Consider the following 18,233-nt stretch of genomic DNA (forward strand, 5'->3'; position numbering starts at 1 on the left):
TTTCTTTAATTATTTACCAAAACCTCCACTTCTCGATCTATATCCAGTGCTGCTTGAGCTTCTAGAGTCATTTCTAGATGTCTTGCTATAGCTACTTCCTGAACTGTAACTTCTGGATGAGCTCGCTGCAGCAGATCTAGCCACATTGTTTCTTACCTTTTGCTTGAAAGAAGAAGGTCTACTTCCCCAGTTTGTCTTTTGCCCCGTATTCGAAGAAGTGTATGATCGAGTACCGTAGTAGTTGTTCGGACCATAGTAGCTTCTACCTGTACCGTAGTAGCCTCCGTAGTAGTTATTCCAATAGCTATATCGCGCTGGATAGGCAATCATATTGAACATGGAGCTCATGAAAGCATATCTACCATAAAACTCCCAAAAGCTATTTCCTCCAGAGTCTCTACGCCACTGTCCATACTTCTCATTTCCCACATAGTTGTCATACCCAGCAGGAGATGTTTCCTTGTGCAAGACCCCATTCTTTTTAGACACGATCGTCATGCCCATGTCATCAATGTGCTGCTCAAACTCCACTGGAGACACGTCGTACCAAGTGGTCTCACGAGCCATCACTGTATCTGGCTTCTCTATGATCACTCTATACTGATGTCTATAAATGTCTTCAGATTCATCCGCATCCATATCATAAAGCAGGATACTGTAAGTTGGCTCATCGGACAACTGTCTGATCAGCTCGTCTATAGGAGACTTGCGCCACTCACTCAATCTATCTCTAGATCGATCTTCGTACGAGTTGCTTGATCCTCCACTACAAGTCTTGAACACGATGAACCCGACGAGTAGGACAATAATGATATTAATAATGTTGTTATTCATAGGTCTCTTAATATGGTATCTATAGGATAATTATAATTTGCAATTAGTATCAAAGTGAGGTGTCAGTCAGCCGCAGGAACGATGTTAGAGATTTCATGTTCTTCGATGTACTTACCTTGAAACACCTCAAATTTCTTCTCGTCCCACTGCTCGATAGTCAGTACCAGCTCTTCTCTCCTATCTTCATAGCTCCAGCTAATGAACTCATCCCATACATCGGGCTTGTTGTTGATATCATGGAAGTAGCCAGAGGCTTCTTCATCCAGATAGTAATCTACTCCTTCATAGGTTATCTTGTTGAGAGGCTGTTTACCATCCATCAAGTCGTTGAAGATATCGTCTCCTAAGCTGGCTAAACTCAACTTCTCCGTCACTGTGATCAGTAGCTCCCCGTCTTCTTCGATCTCTAGATAGAATACACCTTTGGAATTGGAGATTTTGAACTCACGGGTGAAGTGATTGTCTCCCCAGTCGTATTCGTAGATTTCCTCTACTACCCAACTCTCTAGCTCGTAGTCAAAGATAAACCCAACATCCAAATCATGGATTTTCATGTTGGTCACATCGTAGTGAGGTTCTTCTTCTTTCTTCTTCCCAAAAAGGTTTTTGAATAAGGACATTTGGTGATTATTTAGGCTTAACAGTTCTATTGATAAGACGCAAACATAAAATGACTGCAACTATTAGTAGTCATTGAAAGGGAGAATGTTACAACTTGACAAGAATTCTTTGGTTCACTTCGCCTCACTGACTCGTAGGACGCCTCAATGTTCACCCGAAAGCTTCCTGCAATGTGCAGCGCCTCGTCCCGAAGACCCGAAACCTTCCTGCAGCTTGCAGCGCCTCGTCGGGTAGACCCGAAAGCTTCCTGCAGGTTGCAGGAGACCGTCGGGTAGACCCGAAAGCTTCCCGCAGATTGCAGGAGACCGTCGGGTAGATCCGAAAGCTTCCCGCAGGTTGCAGGAGACCGTCGGGTAGATCCGAAAGCTTCCCGCAGGTTGCAGGAGACCGTCGGGTGGATCCGAAAGCTTCCCGCAGGTTGCAGGAGACCGTCGGGTGGATCCGAAAGTCTCTCGTAGGTTGCAGCGCTCCGTCGGGTGAAGCTGAAACCTTCTAGGTAGGTTGCAGCAGACTTTCGGTCTCACCCGAAAGTATCTCTTTTTCCTGTGCTATTTGAAGGGAGTCTTTGTAGATTAACGCCTCCTTTATTCACCAGCTACATATCAGGAAGTATTGTTTGCTATCTATTGGTTTATTGGTGGTATCAAGGGTAAAACACAAATTTGATTTTTGCAATGAACAACTCTTTTTTAGCCCTACTTTTAGCTACATCCTTCGTAGTGTATAGCTGTGATAACATTAAAAAAAAGACAGATCCTGAAAAGGAACAACAAGCTATCAATGACTATTTTGATCAAATTGACAGCTTAATATTAACAACCAGTCCGAGAAAGTTTAATGGGGTAATCTCAATTACTCAAAATGGAAAAAGTGTTTACTCAAAGGCTTATGGATATTCCAATCTTGACAGTCAAACACCAATAAGCTTGAATGACAACTTCCGAATTCAGTCTAATAGCAAACAAATCACCGCAGTAATTATCCTAAGAGAAGCCGAGAAAGGTAATATAGAACTTCATAGTCCTATCAGTAAATACTTGCCTGACTTCACTACGACATGGGTTGACTCGGTTACTGTACATCAGTTAGTCAATATGTCTGCGGGAATAGCTGCTTTAGACGAGCCGTTGCTTTTTGAACCTGGAACGAGCTTTCATTACAGTAATCCTGCCTATGGACTACTTGGTAGAATAATCAAGAATGTTTCAGGAAAGAAATACACTGAATTAGCAAATAGCTTATTCAAAGAAATAGGAATGAATGACACTTATTGCTATCAGTTTGACGGAGAAAATCAAAAACTAATCAACGGATATCAATGGACTGGAAGTGATTACAACTTTGTTGAATTTTCAGAGCTAGGATTTACAGAAGACACTTGGAATGACTTCATACCTACTGGCGGAATAATCTCTAATGTAAAAGATCTACATACTTGGGACACCAAACTTCATCATGGAGAGCTGTTAAAACCAGCGTCGTACGAAATCATGACCAACTCAGAAGTCCCAGATTTGTTTGCTGCTTTGAGTGATGAAGAGATGTCCTATGGATATGGAATTGATATTGCACATCAGCCGTTTAGGTATTTAGGACATGGAGGTTCTGGGTTTGGTTTTGTATCAATCAAGTTCATTATACCGGAGCAAGACATGGATGTGATAGTCCTAGAGAACTTGTATCATACTGATATCCCTACAAGATATCACTTTGAAAAGGAGATCAGAAAAATATTGATCAATGGAGACTCAACTAAATAGTAACTCCTATCGAAAACATATTTAAAAACCTTAATTACAACAGTGTTTCAGAGCTACTGAAACATGTCATAGATCAGTATAGAGATGCATGGCTACAACCTGATAAAGCAGATGAATTGCTTGAGCTAGCTCTTCAGCATTTGACTCTTTTGAACATCAAATACCCAAACCACCCTTTGATCTTAACTAATATCGGCGCTATTCTTTCTGATCTTGGAAAACACAAGGAAGCTTTAGCTTACCTTGAGTCCGCCAAACCTGAAAATTCAGCTGACAGAAACTTAGTCAAGAATATGGGTATCGTTAAAATGAACTTGGATAATGAAGACTTAACTGCAAGAACCTATTTCGATAAAGCCAAAAACTTACAACCTAACGAGCTTACTATCGAAGCATTTTTTGACCCTCATGGGTATTGAGTGAATTGTTCTTTGGCTGGTTACGTTTTATGTACTTTCAAAAAACATTTAGCACGTAAAGTATTTGTTGCTTCTTACCGAAAGGAATTTTAGCTGAAGTAAAGGTTGGCGATTCTTTACTTAACATATTTGACTGTCCAAAAGATCAATCCCTCACGATAATCCCCAATGAATATAGGAATAAGAAAAACATGACGAATCATCAAATTTTGGAAACCGTAGATCATAGACCTTGGGAACTAGCAAAAGGCAAATGGAGCTACTATCAAGAATGGAATCAGGTAGTTTTTCTTCATTGGAAAGTAAGTCAATCAATTCTAAGAAAGTTTGTTCCTGAACACCTTGAAATTGATTTATATCAAAACCAAGCATGGATATCTTTGGTAGTTTTTAGAATGGATAACATAAGACCACGACTCCTTCCTTCATTCCCTCCAATTTCTAATTTTGACGAAATCAACATCAGAACCTATGTACAACAAAATGGAAAGTCTGGAGTTTATTTCTTAAGCATTGAGGCTAGCAAACGTCTGTCGACATTAATAGCAAAGAACTTATCAGAACTACCCTATAGATACTCTTCAATCAATAGAAACTCACTATCAAACTTTAGTTCTAAAAACACCAACTATAATGACCATCTCAACTTCACATATGAAGTCAAAAATGAAACTCCCAAAAAATCAGAGTTAGACCTATGGCTAACAGAACGGTATGCTTTATTTCAGACCTCTCGATACGGCCTTAATAAATTTGAAATACATCACATAGAATGGCCAATCAAAAACATTAAACTTTCAACATTGAAATATCACTATTCTAGATTTCTAGAACTATTCAGTGGAGAACCAAACCTGGTGCATTTTTCAGAGGGTGTACAAGTACTTGCATGGGCTAAGGAAAATCAAAATATAAAATGATCCCCCAATTATACTATCAGCCTAATTGACCATTTTTAATCACTATAATCGTACTATGGATAAACAATCAATAAACGAAATACCTCAATCTTTCGAGCTTGATGAGCTGATTGAAACACTTATTGTTCTTGACAAAATAGAACGCGGCAAACAGGATGTTCAAAATGGAAATACTGTATCCCACACTGAAGCAAAAAAACGACTCCGTAAATGGTTGAAATAGTTTGGCAAACCATACTCTCCGAAACTTAGTTAAAATAAGGTGAATTCATAGAAAAAGACTCTTAAACAATAATTGAGATCATTTCAATTTGATTTAAAATATGTAGTATGAAGGCATCTCTTGGACTAGAAGCCTGCAAACTACAAGTAGACTTAGAATAACTAGCCTTCCTCCTTTGATAATTCTACGATGAAAAAAAATCTAGTAACCAACTTATCCAGACAAGCATGACGTAAAGGTGTCGCAGACGTGTCGTAGCGATTAAAAAGATCAGAATATACTTTTGTTCATCATTTAATAATGAAAATGTCAAAAGCATGAAAACGAGAATTAAAGAGCTGAGAAATAGAAAAGGATTATCTCAAGAAGAATTAGCTGAAATGTCTGAACTAAGCTTGCGAACAATACAACGAATTGAGAATGGACAAACTGAACCACTTGGAGACTCCTTAAAAAAAATTGCTTTTGCACTTAAAGTTGATCTGGATGAGCTTACAGATTGGGTTGTTCAAGAAGACATTGTATTCTTAAAAATACTGAACTTATCTGCTCTGACTTTTTTATTATTCCCAATTCTTGGTGCTATTATCCCATACTACATGTGGAATTCTAAGAAAAACACTATAAAAGGGATTCAAAATGTAGGGACTAATGTTGTAAACTTTCAATTGACCTGGAATTTACTTCTGTTTTTAGGTGTAATTCTGACTACTGCATCAACCATAGTTCTTAGCAAAAGCCCTTCCATTGCCATGCTTATTTCACACAATGGCGTATTGATCAGTGCCTTGTATACTGTGAATTTCTTACTGATAGTATTTAACACGACTAGGATTCAAAATGAAGAACCTTTAAAATATTACCCGAAAATTAAGTTCTTGTAGCATAGACAACCTATTTACATTAATTAAATACTCTTACTGATCTACCTATCGAAATTTAAGTCAGTTTAAAAGCAAAACACTAAACATTGCCAACGCTCAAAAACCTCATCAACCGTTGCCTTAAAGGCTTCAAATAAATACGCCCCTACAATTGGCGCAATGCCTCCCCCTTTGAATAAGTAATGTATATGCTCAATGCAAATGGCTCTTGAGATTAAGCCTTAAATTGGTGTTTGGAAATATGTACCTAATATGAATATACTAACAAGACTAACGCTGGCTATACTGATAGCCGCATCGATCGCTTCATGTTCGCAAGTAAAAGAAGAGAAAACTGAAGCTACTCAACCCAATATCATCTTTATCATGTCGGATGACCATACTACGCAAGGTATCGGAGCATACGGTAGTCGCTTGGCGAGCTTGAACCCTACGCCTACTATCGATCGGCTAGCGAAAGAAGGTATGATGTTCAAAAATGCTTTTTGCACTAACTCTATCTGTACACCATCCAGGGCATCCATCATGACAGGACAGTATGGACAGGTCAATGGTGTCTATGACCTTAGTGGAGCGCTAGACTCTGCACACCAGACCTTGGCGATAGAAATGGGAAAGTTGGGTTATAACACAGCTATCATTGGTAAGTGGCACCTTAAGCACGCACCAGAGGCATTTGACTACTACAATGTCCTTCCGGGACAAGGCGACTACTTTGACCCTACTCTATACAGTAGTGAAGAAGTGGCAGAAAAGACCTTATTCAAGTTCGAAGAAGGGATGGAAAGAGAGGTCAACGCCACTAAGTACGACGGACATAGCACCGATGTGATTACTGACCTGACGCTAGAGTGGTTGAAAAATAAAAGAGACAAGTCAAAGCCTTTCTTCTTGATGCACCATTATAAAGCTCCTCATGATTTCTTTGAGCACGCCCTTAGATATGAGGACTATCTAGCAGATGTAGATATCCCTGAGCCAGCCAGTCTTTGGAACAATGAAAACAATGGCTCTATCGGAACGAGAGGTATCAATGACCAACTGATCGACACGATTGGTTCTTCGATTGGACATCGAAACATCATCCGAAATATGGGAATGCACATGGAGATAGATCCTTCGATTCCTGATCCTGAGTACAAGAGATTGGCTTACCAAAAATACCTGAAGAAGTACCTCAGATGTGTAAAAGGTGTGGATGACAATGTCAAAAGACTATTCGACTACCTAGACGCTGAAGGTTTGATGGACAACACTATTATCATCTATACTGGCGACCAAGGTTTCATGCTAGGCGAGCACGACTACATAGATAAAAGGTGGATGTATGAGGAATCTATGCGCATGCCTTTCTTGGTGAGATACCCAAAAACCATTGCAGCTAGGACGCAAACTGATGCTATCGTCAACAATACAGATTTTGCTCCTACTATAATAGAATTGGCTGGAGGTACTGCTCCTGAATCTATGCAAGGTTCTAGTTTCAAATCAATCCTAGAAACAGGACAAGAACCTGAGGGCTGGCAGCAAGAGACTTACTACAGATACTGGATGCACATGGCTCACAAGCACAACAATCCCGCACACTTCGGTATTCGTACCAAGGACTATAAGTTGATTTTCTTCTATGGTGTAGACTACAAGGAGCGTAGCAACGAGGCTCAAGCATGGGCTCACAACCCTGCTTCGATGGGAGACTTCCAGACTCCAGCAGCTTGGGAACTATATGATATGAAAAACGATCCGAAGGAAATGAACAATATCTATGGTCAACCGGGCTATGAAGAAATCACTGCGGATCTGAAAGCAAGACTGATCAAACTGAGAGAGAAAGTAAAAGAAAACGACGCTGACTTCCCTATGGTTCAAAAGGCCGTCCAAGAAAACTGGGATAATTGATACCCGATTTTTCAGTTTAGACCATTAGGATAAGCATCATAATGAGAGCTACGTGGTAATCTGTATCTATAACACTACTAATGGATAACAGATTACCACGCTACTCTTTCTTTTCCTAGTCATCATGTTTTGTCGAAATCGATTATGTCAGAGAAGATCTAAGGAATGATCTCTAGGATTTTCTAAGCACCAATCAATCTATTCCCTATCCAGTAAAACAAACTCCATATCATAAGACTTGCGGAGCCATCCTGTCACTTTGAATAAAGCTATGAAATCATCATCTGCCTCCAACTCGTGTCGTTGATAAAATGCAGCTAAAGAATCCTTCTGCGTGAAGTAATCCAATGCGCTGATTGCTCCACAGTCTTGATCGGATAAGAAAAACCTCATCTCATTGCCAGTAGGAGTCGAAATTTTGGCTACGATAGTATAGTCGGTGTTCTTATTATCTTGAGTGATGATATCTCGATAAGTTACTTTCTTCTTGGTCACAGGGTCAGTTCGCTCGAGCACCTGACTTCTGTAGTTGTACTGAGGAAACTTCTCTTTTAAGATATTCTGAAGCACACCCATTGTCTTAGACTGACCGAAGTATACCAAGTTCTGATTATCCAGCTGCGAAACACTCCATTCAGATATTTGCACGATGTCAAATGGGTAGTCATATTTAGCCCAAAACTGTGCTATTTCTTTGCTACAATACGGTGCTGCCCAGTTAAAATAATGATGCTGGCTTGGATAGAGTTTATCTTTTAGTTCAGGGTTATGAAGAAGGTAATCTTCTAGTTCATCAGCAGAATTGATTTCATAGTCTCTAATGATGCCTTTGGTACTAGTCAGCGTAGGTCCCTCTATCGTAAAGTAATCACCAAAAACTACAGTGGTACTCATCCCATTATTCATTAGACCTTTCCAAAAATCATCTATTGATGGTTTGGTAACGAAGAATATGGCGATTGCTAAAACTACCATTGCTATAGCTCCATATATCCACTTTGCTAGTGAGATATTTTTCTCCGCATCATGGGTTTGCGTAGCACGGTAGGATTCAAACTGAACTTTATATTGCCCTTTAGCTATTTGGAAAACGATCTCGTTGGAGTTGGCAGATTGATAGTATTCATCCAGCTTTTTTCTCAGATGATAGACATACACTCGGACTTTGTTATCCCACTTTACTGGGTCATACTTCGTACTAAAAAGTTCAGTTCCGATAGTGACCTCTTTCACGTCCTTGTCAGCAAGGGTTGACTCTACCAAAAACCTCAAGAGACGTACATTGACTTTGGATCGTGAAAAAGCCTTGTCGGAAATGATTCTGTCCAGCTGTTCTAGTATTTCTTCTTTACGGTAATCCATCAATGGATAAACCTACAACAGCCTAATTCAATTAACAATTCTTTATTCAGTCAGTTCAAAAACAATATTGACACTTAACAGCATAAACACCTAATAAACTAAAACTTACATAGCATATTAACGGTTTAAATCTTTCTTTTCAGTACTATCACTACCTCTCTATCAGAAAGCTTAAGTAAAAGCACCCAATCGAATAATTGTTCAGTTGTTGTTCGAATTCTATCTAGGTATCTAATATCTATTTCACAGTCATTAATTGTTAGCATTGAATTTGAGAAATCAAGTACGAAATAGATAATCTAAATTAAGTGACAATGAAAATCCAATTGCTACTATTAGCTGTTGTAAGCTGCTGTTTACTTTCATTCAGTGGATACCATAAAAATGAAAAGAATAAAAAAACAAAGAAGGAAGACATAGCCAACATACCTCTACCTAAAATGCTTGACAAAGACCTTAAATGGGAATTTCAGGCAGATCTATCTGACGACTTCAACTATGAGTTTGATCCAGTAAATGAGAAAACAACATTCGGCAAAGGAAAATGGGTCAATTTCTACCACGCCAACTGGGATGGCCCAGGGACTACATACTGGAAATACAATCATGTATCGGTAGATGGCAATGACCTACTAATCACTTCATCAAGGTGGGATAAAAAGAATGAGTTCAACCCTATCTACAAAAAAGGAGTGAAAATGAATAAAATAGATGGCGGCATCAATGCAGGATGCATCACTTCTACCAAGAAAGTGAAATACCCAATATTCATTGAGTCCAGCGCCAGTGTGGCCAATATTACACTGGCTTCAGATGTATGGCTTCTAAGTCCGGACGCTACACAAGAAATCGATATCATGGAATGCTATGGAGGTAAAGGACAAGGAAACGAGTTCTTTGCTAAATCTATTCATGTCAGCCATCATTCTTTTATCAGAAAGCCGTTCACAGACTACCAACCTAGAGACAAAGGGGCTTGGCAAAATCGTAGTGATGTCAAAGCGTGGGGAGATCACTGCTGGAATGGCGGCGACCGAAAATATGTAAGAACTGCAGTTTATTGGAAAAGCCCAGTTCACTTCGAGTACTATATCGATGGAGAACTAGTAAGAGTTCTTTATGACAAAGCGCTGGCTACTAAAGTCAATGGTAAGTGGCAATATGGCTACCCAACAATGACTGATGGGAAGTTGGATGTAGAGAAAGGTAAGCAAAGGATCGAATCGTTCAGTACGATGGACACTTATTCATTCAAAGAATTAAAGAAAGCTAGCAAGAAATCTTCCGTAAGCATCATCGATCCGTACGAGTATCAAGGCGGTAAAGGATATACCAAGGAACTTGATATCATCATCAATATAGAATCGCAAGACTGGCACGTAAAAGCCGGCAGAACTCCAAGTGACGAGGACTTAGCTAACCCTGACAAGAATACTATGAAAGTGGATTGGATCAGAGTATTCAAACCTGTGAAATAATCCAGTCTCAACCATTGAGCAGTCATCGCAAGTGTAGGTCTCTAGCTTACTCTTGTGATGACAACTTTCTCTTCCTCCTCTTTACCTATAGCCCCCTAAACCGACATCAACTACCTGAAATACTATACATTACAATCATTTTAAACGGTTAAAAAACGTAATTCGAGTCTTATAATCGCTTGCAGCCTTATACATCATATACTTTTGATCCAAGGCTTTCTTGTCGTCTTCTGACAAGCCAGCACTTTGAGTATAATTGATAAGACAAAGCATGAAAAAACAGCACTCTTTTTTCGCGGTTTTGATCCTAATGATGATCGCTACTGCATGTGTACAGACTAAAAATGATTTCCCTCTTTTTCTAGAAGGTCAAGTTCCTACCCTCTACGTTGCCAAAGATGAAGCTCCGCAAATCCGAAGAGCAGTCTTCGATCTTCAGAAAGATATAGAAGCAGTCACTGATCAAAAGCCTGACATAGTAAATAGCATCGATGAAGCTGGTAAAAATGTGATCATCATCGGGTCAGTTAACGATCAGGTAATAGCTAATCTGAAGAGTCTAAATCATCTAGACGAAGCCCAAGGTATAGAAAAACTAAAGCAGGCATTTTTATTAAAATCTCTAGACAATCCTCTAGACAAAATTGAGAATGCCTTAGTGGTGGCTGGTAGTGATGCTCTAGGAACTGTATATGGAATCTATGAAATCTCAGAGCTTATCGGAGTGTCTCCGATGTATTGGTGGGCAGACGTAGTGCCGAAGAAAAAGGATCAGGTAATACTAGAAGATTGCCTTGTGCTCCCGAAAGAGCCTTCTGTGGAATACCGCGGTATATTCATCAATGATGAAGAAGCTCTAACTCAGTGGAGTGAAAAAACATCGGTTGAGAAACTGAATGGACACCCAAGTCCTGAAGTTTACAAGCGCATATTTGAACTTCTTTTACGCCTTAAGGCCAATGCTATTTGGCCAGCAATGATGCAGCGTAGTGCCTATTTCTATGAGGCCAGAGATGAAGATGGAACCCCAATCAATCCTAAGAACGCAAAAGAATACGGCATCTATGTAGGTTCTTCTCATTGTGAAAACATGGCGAGAAACAACTTCGCAGAGTGGTACGAATGGGCTGATGCGCACGCTGACATGTATGACGCTAAGGGCGTACCAGTGTGGGACTACACGGTAAACCCTAAGACCATAGAGGCTTACTGGCAAGAACGTTTAAATGAAGCCAAGGACTATAATATGATCTACACTTTAGGTATTAGAGGTGTTCATGATTCTCCTTTCTTGTACGAGAACTTAGAAAACCCAACACTAGAGAATAAGGTGAAACTGCTACAAGGGGTAATCAACCGTCAGCGCGAAATGATAAAAGAAACGTTCGGCTCTGAAGATGCAGTACCGCAAGTGTTCGTTCCTTACGAAGAAACTGGTGAGCTATACAACGGGGAGAGTAAAGACGGAAAAGAAAAATGTGAAGGCATAAAGCTTCCAGAAGACGTCATGATGGTATGGACAGAAGATAATTTCGGGTATGCTCGTCAGCTACCTAGACCACACGAGCAAAAACGTGCTGGAGGAAATGGAATCTACTATCACTTAGCCTATCAGGGTGGCGCAACTTATGACTGGTTATACACTACTCCACTCCCTCTAATTCAGGAGGAACTAAGAAAGGTATATGACCAAAATGTGAGAAAAATCTGGATGGTGAATGTGGGAGATATCAAGCCTGCTGAGATGGGACTTCAGTTTTTTATGTCTCTAGCCTATGACATAGATTCATATCCCAAAAACACAACTAAAGATTTCCTTCAAAAAACTGCTAAACAGCAATTCGGAGTAAACGATAGCGAAGCAAAAGATATAGCTCAGTTAATCACCGATTTTCACAACTTTTGCCGTTCTAAAAAGCCAGAACACTTATTTCCATTCTGGGATTGGAAATATGAAAACAATGGACGCTATCGTTTTGCTAGTCTTTTTGACTTTGGTGATGAATCGCAACGCAAGGTTCAAATAGCTAATGAATTAGAGCTAAGAGCTAAGTCCATTTACGACCAACTTGACGAATCTGCAAAATTACCTTTCTGGCATCTGGCTTACTATCCTATTCGATCGACACGTCTAATGCACGAAAAATCTGTTTACTATAGAAAAAACGTCGCTTATGCCAAGCAGGGTCGCTTTGCCAGTGTCAATGCTTACAAAGTTCTATCAGAAAATGCGGAAGCAGCTATTCAAGCTGATTTGGAAGTATATAAACAAATAGCGGATGGAAAATGGAATGGAATCATGGATCCATATGCACTTTATAATTTCCAAGAACGCATTTTCGATGTAGCTAATATTCCAAACAATTTAGTCTATGACGAAAGCTTCAGCGAAGAAGCTGTTAAAGGAATTGGATCGATATGTGAAGGTCAGGCAATCGGTGATGAAAAAGTAGAACTACGTTTCTCATCATTCGAGAATAACGAAAGGTTTATTGATATTTTCAACCGTGAAGAAAAAGCTAACCAATGGTCTATAGAAAGTGATGTTGACTGGATCAAATTCTCAAAAAGCAGCGGGACTTTAGATATTGAAGAACGTTTATGGTTGAGTGTTGATTGGGAGAAAGCCACTACTGGAGATAATATAGCTACCGTCACAGTGAAGGACACCCAAGGTTTCACAAAGTCATACCCAGTAAAAGCTACGAAGTACGACCTCAAACTAAAAGAAAAGTCATACATAGAAGGAAATGGTTTGATAGCTATAGAAGCTGAGCATTACACAGCTAAGCACGATAGTAAAACAGCAAAATGGTCTGAATATGAGAATTTTGGCTACACAGGTTCATCCATGTTTATCCAAGGCGGTACTAAGGTTACGAATGACATACAGTCCAATGCAGCAAGTCTAGAATACTCGGTATACTTCGCCAGCACTGGTACTTTCTATGGTCAGCTATACCGCATACCTACTCTCAATGAAGGTAAAGGCAAAACCTCAGAAGTGGCTATAGGGCTAGATGAAAATACTCCTCAGGTTCTCTCGGGGATCAGACACAAGGGTCAGCGCACATCAGCTACTCTGCCAAGTGGTGCTAAAGAAAGATGGAGCTGGGAAAACAACATTCTGACTCATATTGAAAAGATGCCTTTTGAAATTACCGTAGAAAAAGCAGGTTATCACACTATCAAAATATATCAAGTAAATACCGGAATAGGTCTAGATCGATTGGTAATCTGTACAGATGAACAAGCTAAGTCAACACAAAAAAGAGCTTTACTGGGTGCTCCTGAGAGTTATAACAATATAGTGGCTTATACTCCTGCGAAGAAAGCTCAATTACCAAAAATCGCGAAGGAAATAGCTAAAGTGAGAAGCTACCCTAAGCCTGAACCATTAACTGATGCGAAACTCAATTTTGCATTATACTCAATGATCGATGCTTTAGGGTTTACTCCTGTGAATCAACGTCATGTTTTCGATGAAAACAAAAATCAATTTGGCTGGCGTAAATCAGATGCGAACCGCATATGGCATCATCACAATGAGGCTTCAGAACGCGTCATTTTCTGGCAACGAGATGGCCTTACAGGTAAGAAGGAAGCCAAGTTCTATGTAAGACTCAAGAAAGGTAAATACAAGGTAAAATACTATATGGGAGACGCTCGAAACAAAGCTGAAATGATCTATTTCAAAGGAAAAACTTTCGACATGTCATTTGCCATAAACGGTAAGAGCTTGATGAAAAATGAGAAAGTCTATTCTGGTAAACAAAAGATAGAAACAGTAGAAGTCGAGATTGGCAATGATGAGTTACTTGAACTGACACTATCTGGTCAGTGGATAATAAATGCACTGGAAATCGACAGAATGTAAAGGCATATCCTGATAGCGAGGAATAAACAACCGTAGCAATCGATCTAAGTTGCAGCAGATCTGAACTCGAATCGTTTCGTTCCTCGCTATTACACATCTGATTTACCTAAAGCACTGCTCTTCAAGGCAATGTAAACTAGACAAAAACCTAATGATACCTAGATACGCTCTGTGTGACACCTTAACCTATGAAGCATAGGTGTGATACAGTTCGTATTTTAGTTATCGCTGAATTATCTCTTCCTAACCTAATGATTATTATGATACAGATTAACTATTATGAAACAATTTCTACTCACAGTATTGTCACTGATCCTAGTGATTCCAATTCGAGCTCAAGTCAAAGTAAATGTCAATCTCAATGTAAAGCATAAGCTCGGAGATGTTGAGACCTTTGACCGTCAAAAATTTGTAAATTTTCACAGCACAGTAGATCAAAAAAACTGGCAAACTGACAATAAAATAGATGACCTAATCGGAGATTTTCTTGGCAAAAGAGATGTTCATATTGGTAGAAATACCGGAACTATAAAGTATGCGCTCAACAGCGTAGTCACTGAAGACCCTACTCGCCCAGGTTTTGCTGATCCTGCTAGTATCGCCAGCTACGGCAAAACGGTGAGGAAAGGCTATGATTCAAAGGAATGGGCGCAACAATACGAATACCTAGATGATCAAATATTATGCAATCAAATTCATCCTTTTTATCCTGATGGTAAGAAGACTAATAAAGGGTGGGCATTTTCTCAAACTGACACCGAGGAAGAACCTTTAGGCACTGCCTCTGGAGAGTTTTTAGGTCGTTTTATCCAAGAGTATTATGGAACGACTGACGAGGGTTCTCCTGAAGAAATTAAAGGGAAGCCATTTCCTAATTTTGTAGAGATAGTGAATGAACCTCTTTGGGACCTAGTAACAGTTCCTACTAGCAAAGGTGAAACTCCTCATAGCCTGACCAAGGCATTCGAATTTCACAGCAACGTAGCTAAAGAGGTTCGTAAATACAACGCTGATGTACAAATCGGAGGGTACTGTGCCGCTTTCCCTGATTTTGACAAGGACAACTTCCAAAGATGGCATGACAGAGATAAACATTTCATGGATGTAGCAGGTGCTGATATGGACTTTTTCACCATACACTTATATGATTTCCCTACATTCAACAAAAAAGCTAAGTATCGTAAGGGTAGTAACATGGAAGCTACATTGGATATGATGGAGCAATATAGCTGGATGAAATTCGATAAGGTGAAGCCAATTATGATATCAGAGTACAATGCTCAAACCCATGACTACAACAAACAAGGCTGGTCAGGGTACAGAGATTGGCTCAAAATGAAATCGACGATTTCTATGATGATGCAGTTCATGGAACATGCTAACAATATCAACTACGCCATGCCTTTCTTTATGCTAAAAGCAGAATGGCAATATAACGCTGACGCAGGTCCTACCTCAGTTCACGGTGCAAGAATGCTTCGCAGAGAAAACGAGCCTACCAGCTACTCTGGCGACTTCGTTTATACAGAAGTAATTAAATTATATGATCTTCTAATGGATATCAATGGCACACGTGTCGATTCATATTCGAACAATCAAGATATTATGGTTGATACTTATGTAGAAGGAGATAAGGCATATGTTATGATCAACAACCTTGACTTTGTAAAACATGAGATTGACCTAAGTTTATCAGGAATAGATATTTCTGCTACTGACATAGAAGTGAGACACCTTCATCTCAACGGAACTAGTGACAGATCTATGCCCGTTTTAGATATCGACAAGTATTCAGAATTACCAACTGATCTGACGATTGATCCTGAAAGTACTTATGTCATCGTACTCACATATCCATCTGATATTACCATCGATGAACAACTAGATGAAACAAAGTATTATGCTGAAACCTATCTACAAACAATCGAAGCCAACTCAACTATTGCTTTTGATGTGAACGATGTTAGTCTGTCAGATCATGGTGAAGCGGTTCTTCGTCTTGGAGTAGGACGTGATCATGGTTTATCTCTTTCTCCTACTATCAAAGTGAATGATACTGAAATTACACTACCTTCAAACTTTAGAGGTGGAGATCAGGCAGACAGGGATAACTTCTTTGGAGTACTAGAAATTCCATTTTCATATGATCTCCTAAAGAAAGACAATAAAGTAGAGGTAACTTTCTCAGACAATGGAGGACATGTCAGTACTGCCATCCTTCAGGTATCCAACTTCAGTACAGACTTAGGAAATAGAGATGTCGCTACTGATGTTAGTTCTCTGGAATTCGAACCTTCAGACATCGTCATATACCCAAACCCTACTAAAAACCACTTCATTGTCGAAGTTAAAAATTCTTCTCAGCCTTTTCAGGTTAAAGTTTACTCAATGGGTGGAAAATTAATGCACCATTACTCTGATGCACATAATCTTCAGAAATTCGATACTGATACTTTAAGTACTGGTGCGTATTTAGTAGAAATTGAAAACCAAAACATCAAAGAACGATCTCTTCTGATGGTAGAATAATATTTAGTTAGTAGTATATATATCATTAGACCAGCCTTCGTGAGGAGGTTGGTCTTTCTCATAATAATCTATTCGCCTTAGAATTATAGATAGATGACAACTAGCCCAACCCTAAAATTTGACTAAATCTAATTCTCTTTATTTCCGGTTCGAAAAAGACATAATACACACTGTTTCAATCAATAAACAAAAAGAGGGGAATAGTATCAAGACCTACTTTCGTAAATCTATCTATTCAAAAAAGGAAGTATAAAGATGAAAGACATTATTATCACAGCAGCGCTTAGTCTACTATTTTTGGCTAGCTATGCTCAACCAGAAATAGCTGGTAAAAAGTGGAAAATAGTCAAGGAACTTAGCGATGAGTTCAAAGGCAAAAAGATCGATGAATCTAAATGGAATATCGATCCTCTCAAACACCCAAACCTCAATTGGCTTGGTAGAGAGCCTGCTATATTTAAGAGAGAGAGTTTCGGAATCAAAGATGGATATTTGACCATCGAAGCTGGTAAACTTCCTGAGTCTGTTAAAATCGAAAATAACGGAAGGTCATATGACTATAAGTACCATGGAGGGATCTTGAGATCATGGGTTACTTCTTCTATTGGTCACTACTATGAGTGCCGCATGAAGATGAACAAAACCGAAATGGGAGGCGGTTTTTGGTTATGTCACAGAGGTGAATGTGGTGATAAAACTGAAATTGACATCACTGAATCTGTAGGAGTCCTCACTGAAGAAACTCACAAATGGGCACATAGATGGGATCAGATTATGCATTCTAACTCTATCCATAGAAAAACTGCTTGTAACGATGAGAAAAGAGACTCTGGAGCGACGTACCCTTCCACCAAAAACCACGAAAAGTTCTATGTCTATGGATTCTATTGGAAAAGTGCTACTGAGCTATTGTTCTACCTTGATGGTGAATATCAATATACTTTGACACCACCGATACCTTTTGATAACGATCTCTACGTGCAATTCTCCATAGAAGCTTATAACTGGAACCCGATCCCGAAGGAAGGCAGTATGGTTGCCACTGGTACTCTAGAGGAACGAACTACGCTAGTGGATTATATCAGAGTGTATAAGCTGGAAGAATAAGTGGTTATCTACTTTTATTCCTTCCTTACTCTTTCGTCTCTAAACTTAGCAAAGAGTAAGCGACACAATAATTGCCCTACCCGAATTGCTATTCATAACATGTCACTCAGAACTGAATAAGCATCTACTCTATTAATATTTTTACTTTGGTTGTCATCATCTTAATGATTGAGACGACCAAAGTAAACCTAACACCTATTTTCTTAGCCCTATACAATCCAATCACCTTCCTCATATAGAAGGATCTAATAGCTTTTGTAGAGAGAGTTTCATTCTCTCTATGGAAACCGCTGTCTTTAATATCAAAGGCTTTAAAACTA

General features: G+C 39.3%; 12 protein-coding genes. 9 read left to right on the forward strand and 3 right to left on the reverse strand.

Features of this window, described 5'->3' with window-relative positions:
• Positions 1 to 9 precede the first annotated feature (9 nt).
• Both DKG80_RS12980 and DKG80_RS12985 read right to left on the reverse strand, forming a co-directional pair.
• Positions 10 to 834 carry a hypothetical protein gene (locus DKG80_RS12980; protein WP_221409128.1) on the reverse strand — a complete coding sequence of 275 codons (825 nt, stop codon included), beginning with the start codon at positions 832 to 834 and terminating at the stop codon, positions 10 to 12.
• 62 nt (positions 835 to 896) lie between these two features.
• Entirely contained in the window at positions 897 to 1,454 is a 558-nt protein-coding gene (locus DKG80_RS12985) for a DUF4178 domain-containing protein (RefSeq protein WP_109831789.1), read from the reverse strand.
• A 675-nt stretch (positions 1,455 to 2,129) separates the two neighbouring features.
• Here DKG80_RS12985 and DKG80_RS12990 point away from each other — a divergent pair.
• From DKG80_RS12990 to DKG80_RS13010, 5 genes are all read left to right on the forward strand, one after another.
• A complete protein-coding gene (locus DKG80_RS12990; protein ID WP_109831790.1) occupies positions 2,130 to 3,215 on the forward strand; it encodes a serine hydrolase domain-containing protein in 1,086 nt (361 codons plus the stop codon).
• A 149-nt stretch (positions 3,216 to 3,364) separates the two neighbouring features.
• Positions 3,365 to 3,634: a hypothetical protein gene (locus tag DKG80_RS12995; RefSeq protein WP_221409129.1), complete on the forward strand. Its 270-nt coding sequence runs from the start codon at positions 3,365 to 3,367 to the stop codon at positions 3,632 to 3,634.
• A gap of 191 nt (positions 3,635 to 3,825) precedes the next feature.
• The gene (locus tag DKG80_RS13000; protein WP_109831792.1) at positions 3,826 to 4,554 is read left to right on the forward strand and encodes a YqjF family protein; all 729 of its coding nucleotides are present in this window, start codon (positions 3,826 to 3,828) and stop codon (positions 4,552 to 4,554) included.
• A 540-nt stretch (positions 4,555 to 5,094) separates the two neighbouring features.
• Positions 5,095 to 5,661 carry a helix-turn-helix domain-containing protein gene (locus DKG80_RS13005; RefSeq protein ID WP_109831793.1) on the forward strand — a complete coding sequence of 189 codons (567 nt, stop codon included), beginning with the start codon at positions 5,095 to 5,097 and terminating at the stop codon, positions 5,659 to 5,661.
• 252 nt (positions 5,662 to 5,913) lie between these two features.
• Positions 5,914 to 7,560, forward strand: coding sequence for a sulfatase family protein (locus DKG80_RS13010; protein ID WP_109831794.1), 1,647 nt, complete (start codon positions 5,914 to 5,916; stop codon positions 7,558 to 7,560).
• A 198-nt stretch (positions 7,561 to 7,758) separates the two neighbouring features.
• On the opposite strand, the gene DKG80_RS13015 is transcribed toward DKG80_RS13010, so the two are convergent.
• The gene (locus DKG80_RS13015) at positions 7,759 to 8,922 is read right to left on the reverse strand and encodes a hypothetical protein (RefSeq protein WP_109831795.1); all 1,164 of its coding nucleotides are present in this window, start codon (positions 8,920 to 8,922) and stop codon (positions 7,759 to 7,761) included.
• Positions 8,923 to 9,236: 314 nt separating this feature from the next.
• Here DKG80_RS13015 and DKG80_RS13020 point away from each other — a divergent pair, with 314 nt between their 5' ends.
• From DKG80_RS13020 to DKG80_RS13035, 4 genes are all read left to right on the forward strand, one after another.
• A complete protein-coding gene (locus DKG80_RS13020) occupies positions 9,237 to 10,400 on the forward strand; it encodes a LamG domain-containing protein (protein ID WP_109831796.1) in 1,164 nt (387 codons plus the stop codon).
• A 271-nt stretch (positions 10,401 to 10,671) separates the two neighbouring features.
• A complete protein-coding gene (locus tag DKG80_RS13025; protein ID WP_109831797.1) occupies positions 10,672 to 14,277 on the forward strand; it encodes a glycosyl hydrolase 115 family protein in 3,606 nt (1,201 codons plus the stop codon).
• A 279-nt stretch (positions 14,278 to 14,556) separates the two neighbouring features.
• On the forward strand, positions 14,557 to 16,806 hold the full coding sequence (locus DKG80_RS13030; protein ID WP_109831798.1) for a T9SS type A sorting domain-containing protein: 2,250 nt from the start codon (positions 14,557 to 14,559) through the stop codon (positions 16,804 to 16,806).
• 255 nt (positions 16,807 to 17,061) lie between these two features.
• Positions 17,062 to 17,913, forward strand: coding sequence for a LamG domain-containing protein (locus tag DKG80_RS13035; RefSeq protein WP_109831799.1), 852 nt, complete (start codon positions 17,062 to 17,064; stop codon positions 17,911 to 17,913).
• The last annotated feature ends 320 nt before the right edge of the window (positions 17,914 to 18,233 follow it).

The organism is Reichenbachiella versicolor, assembly GCF_003171675.1.
Classification (GTDB): Bacteria; Bacteroidota; Bacteroidia; order Cytophagales; family Cyclobacteriaceae; genus Reichenbachiella; species Reichenbachiella versicolor.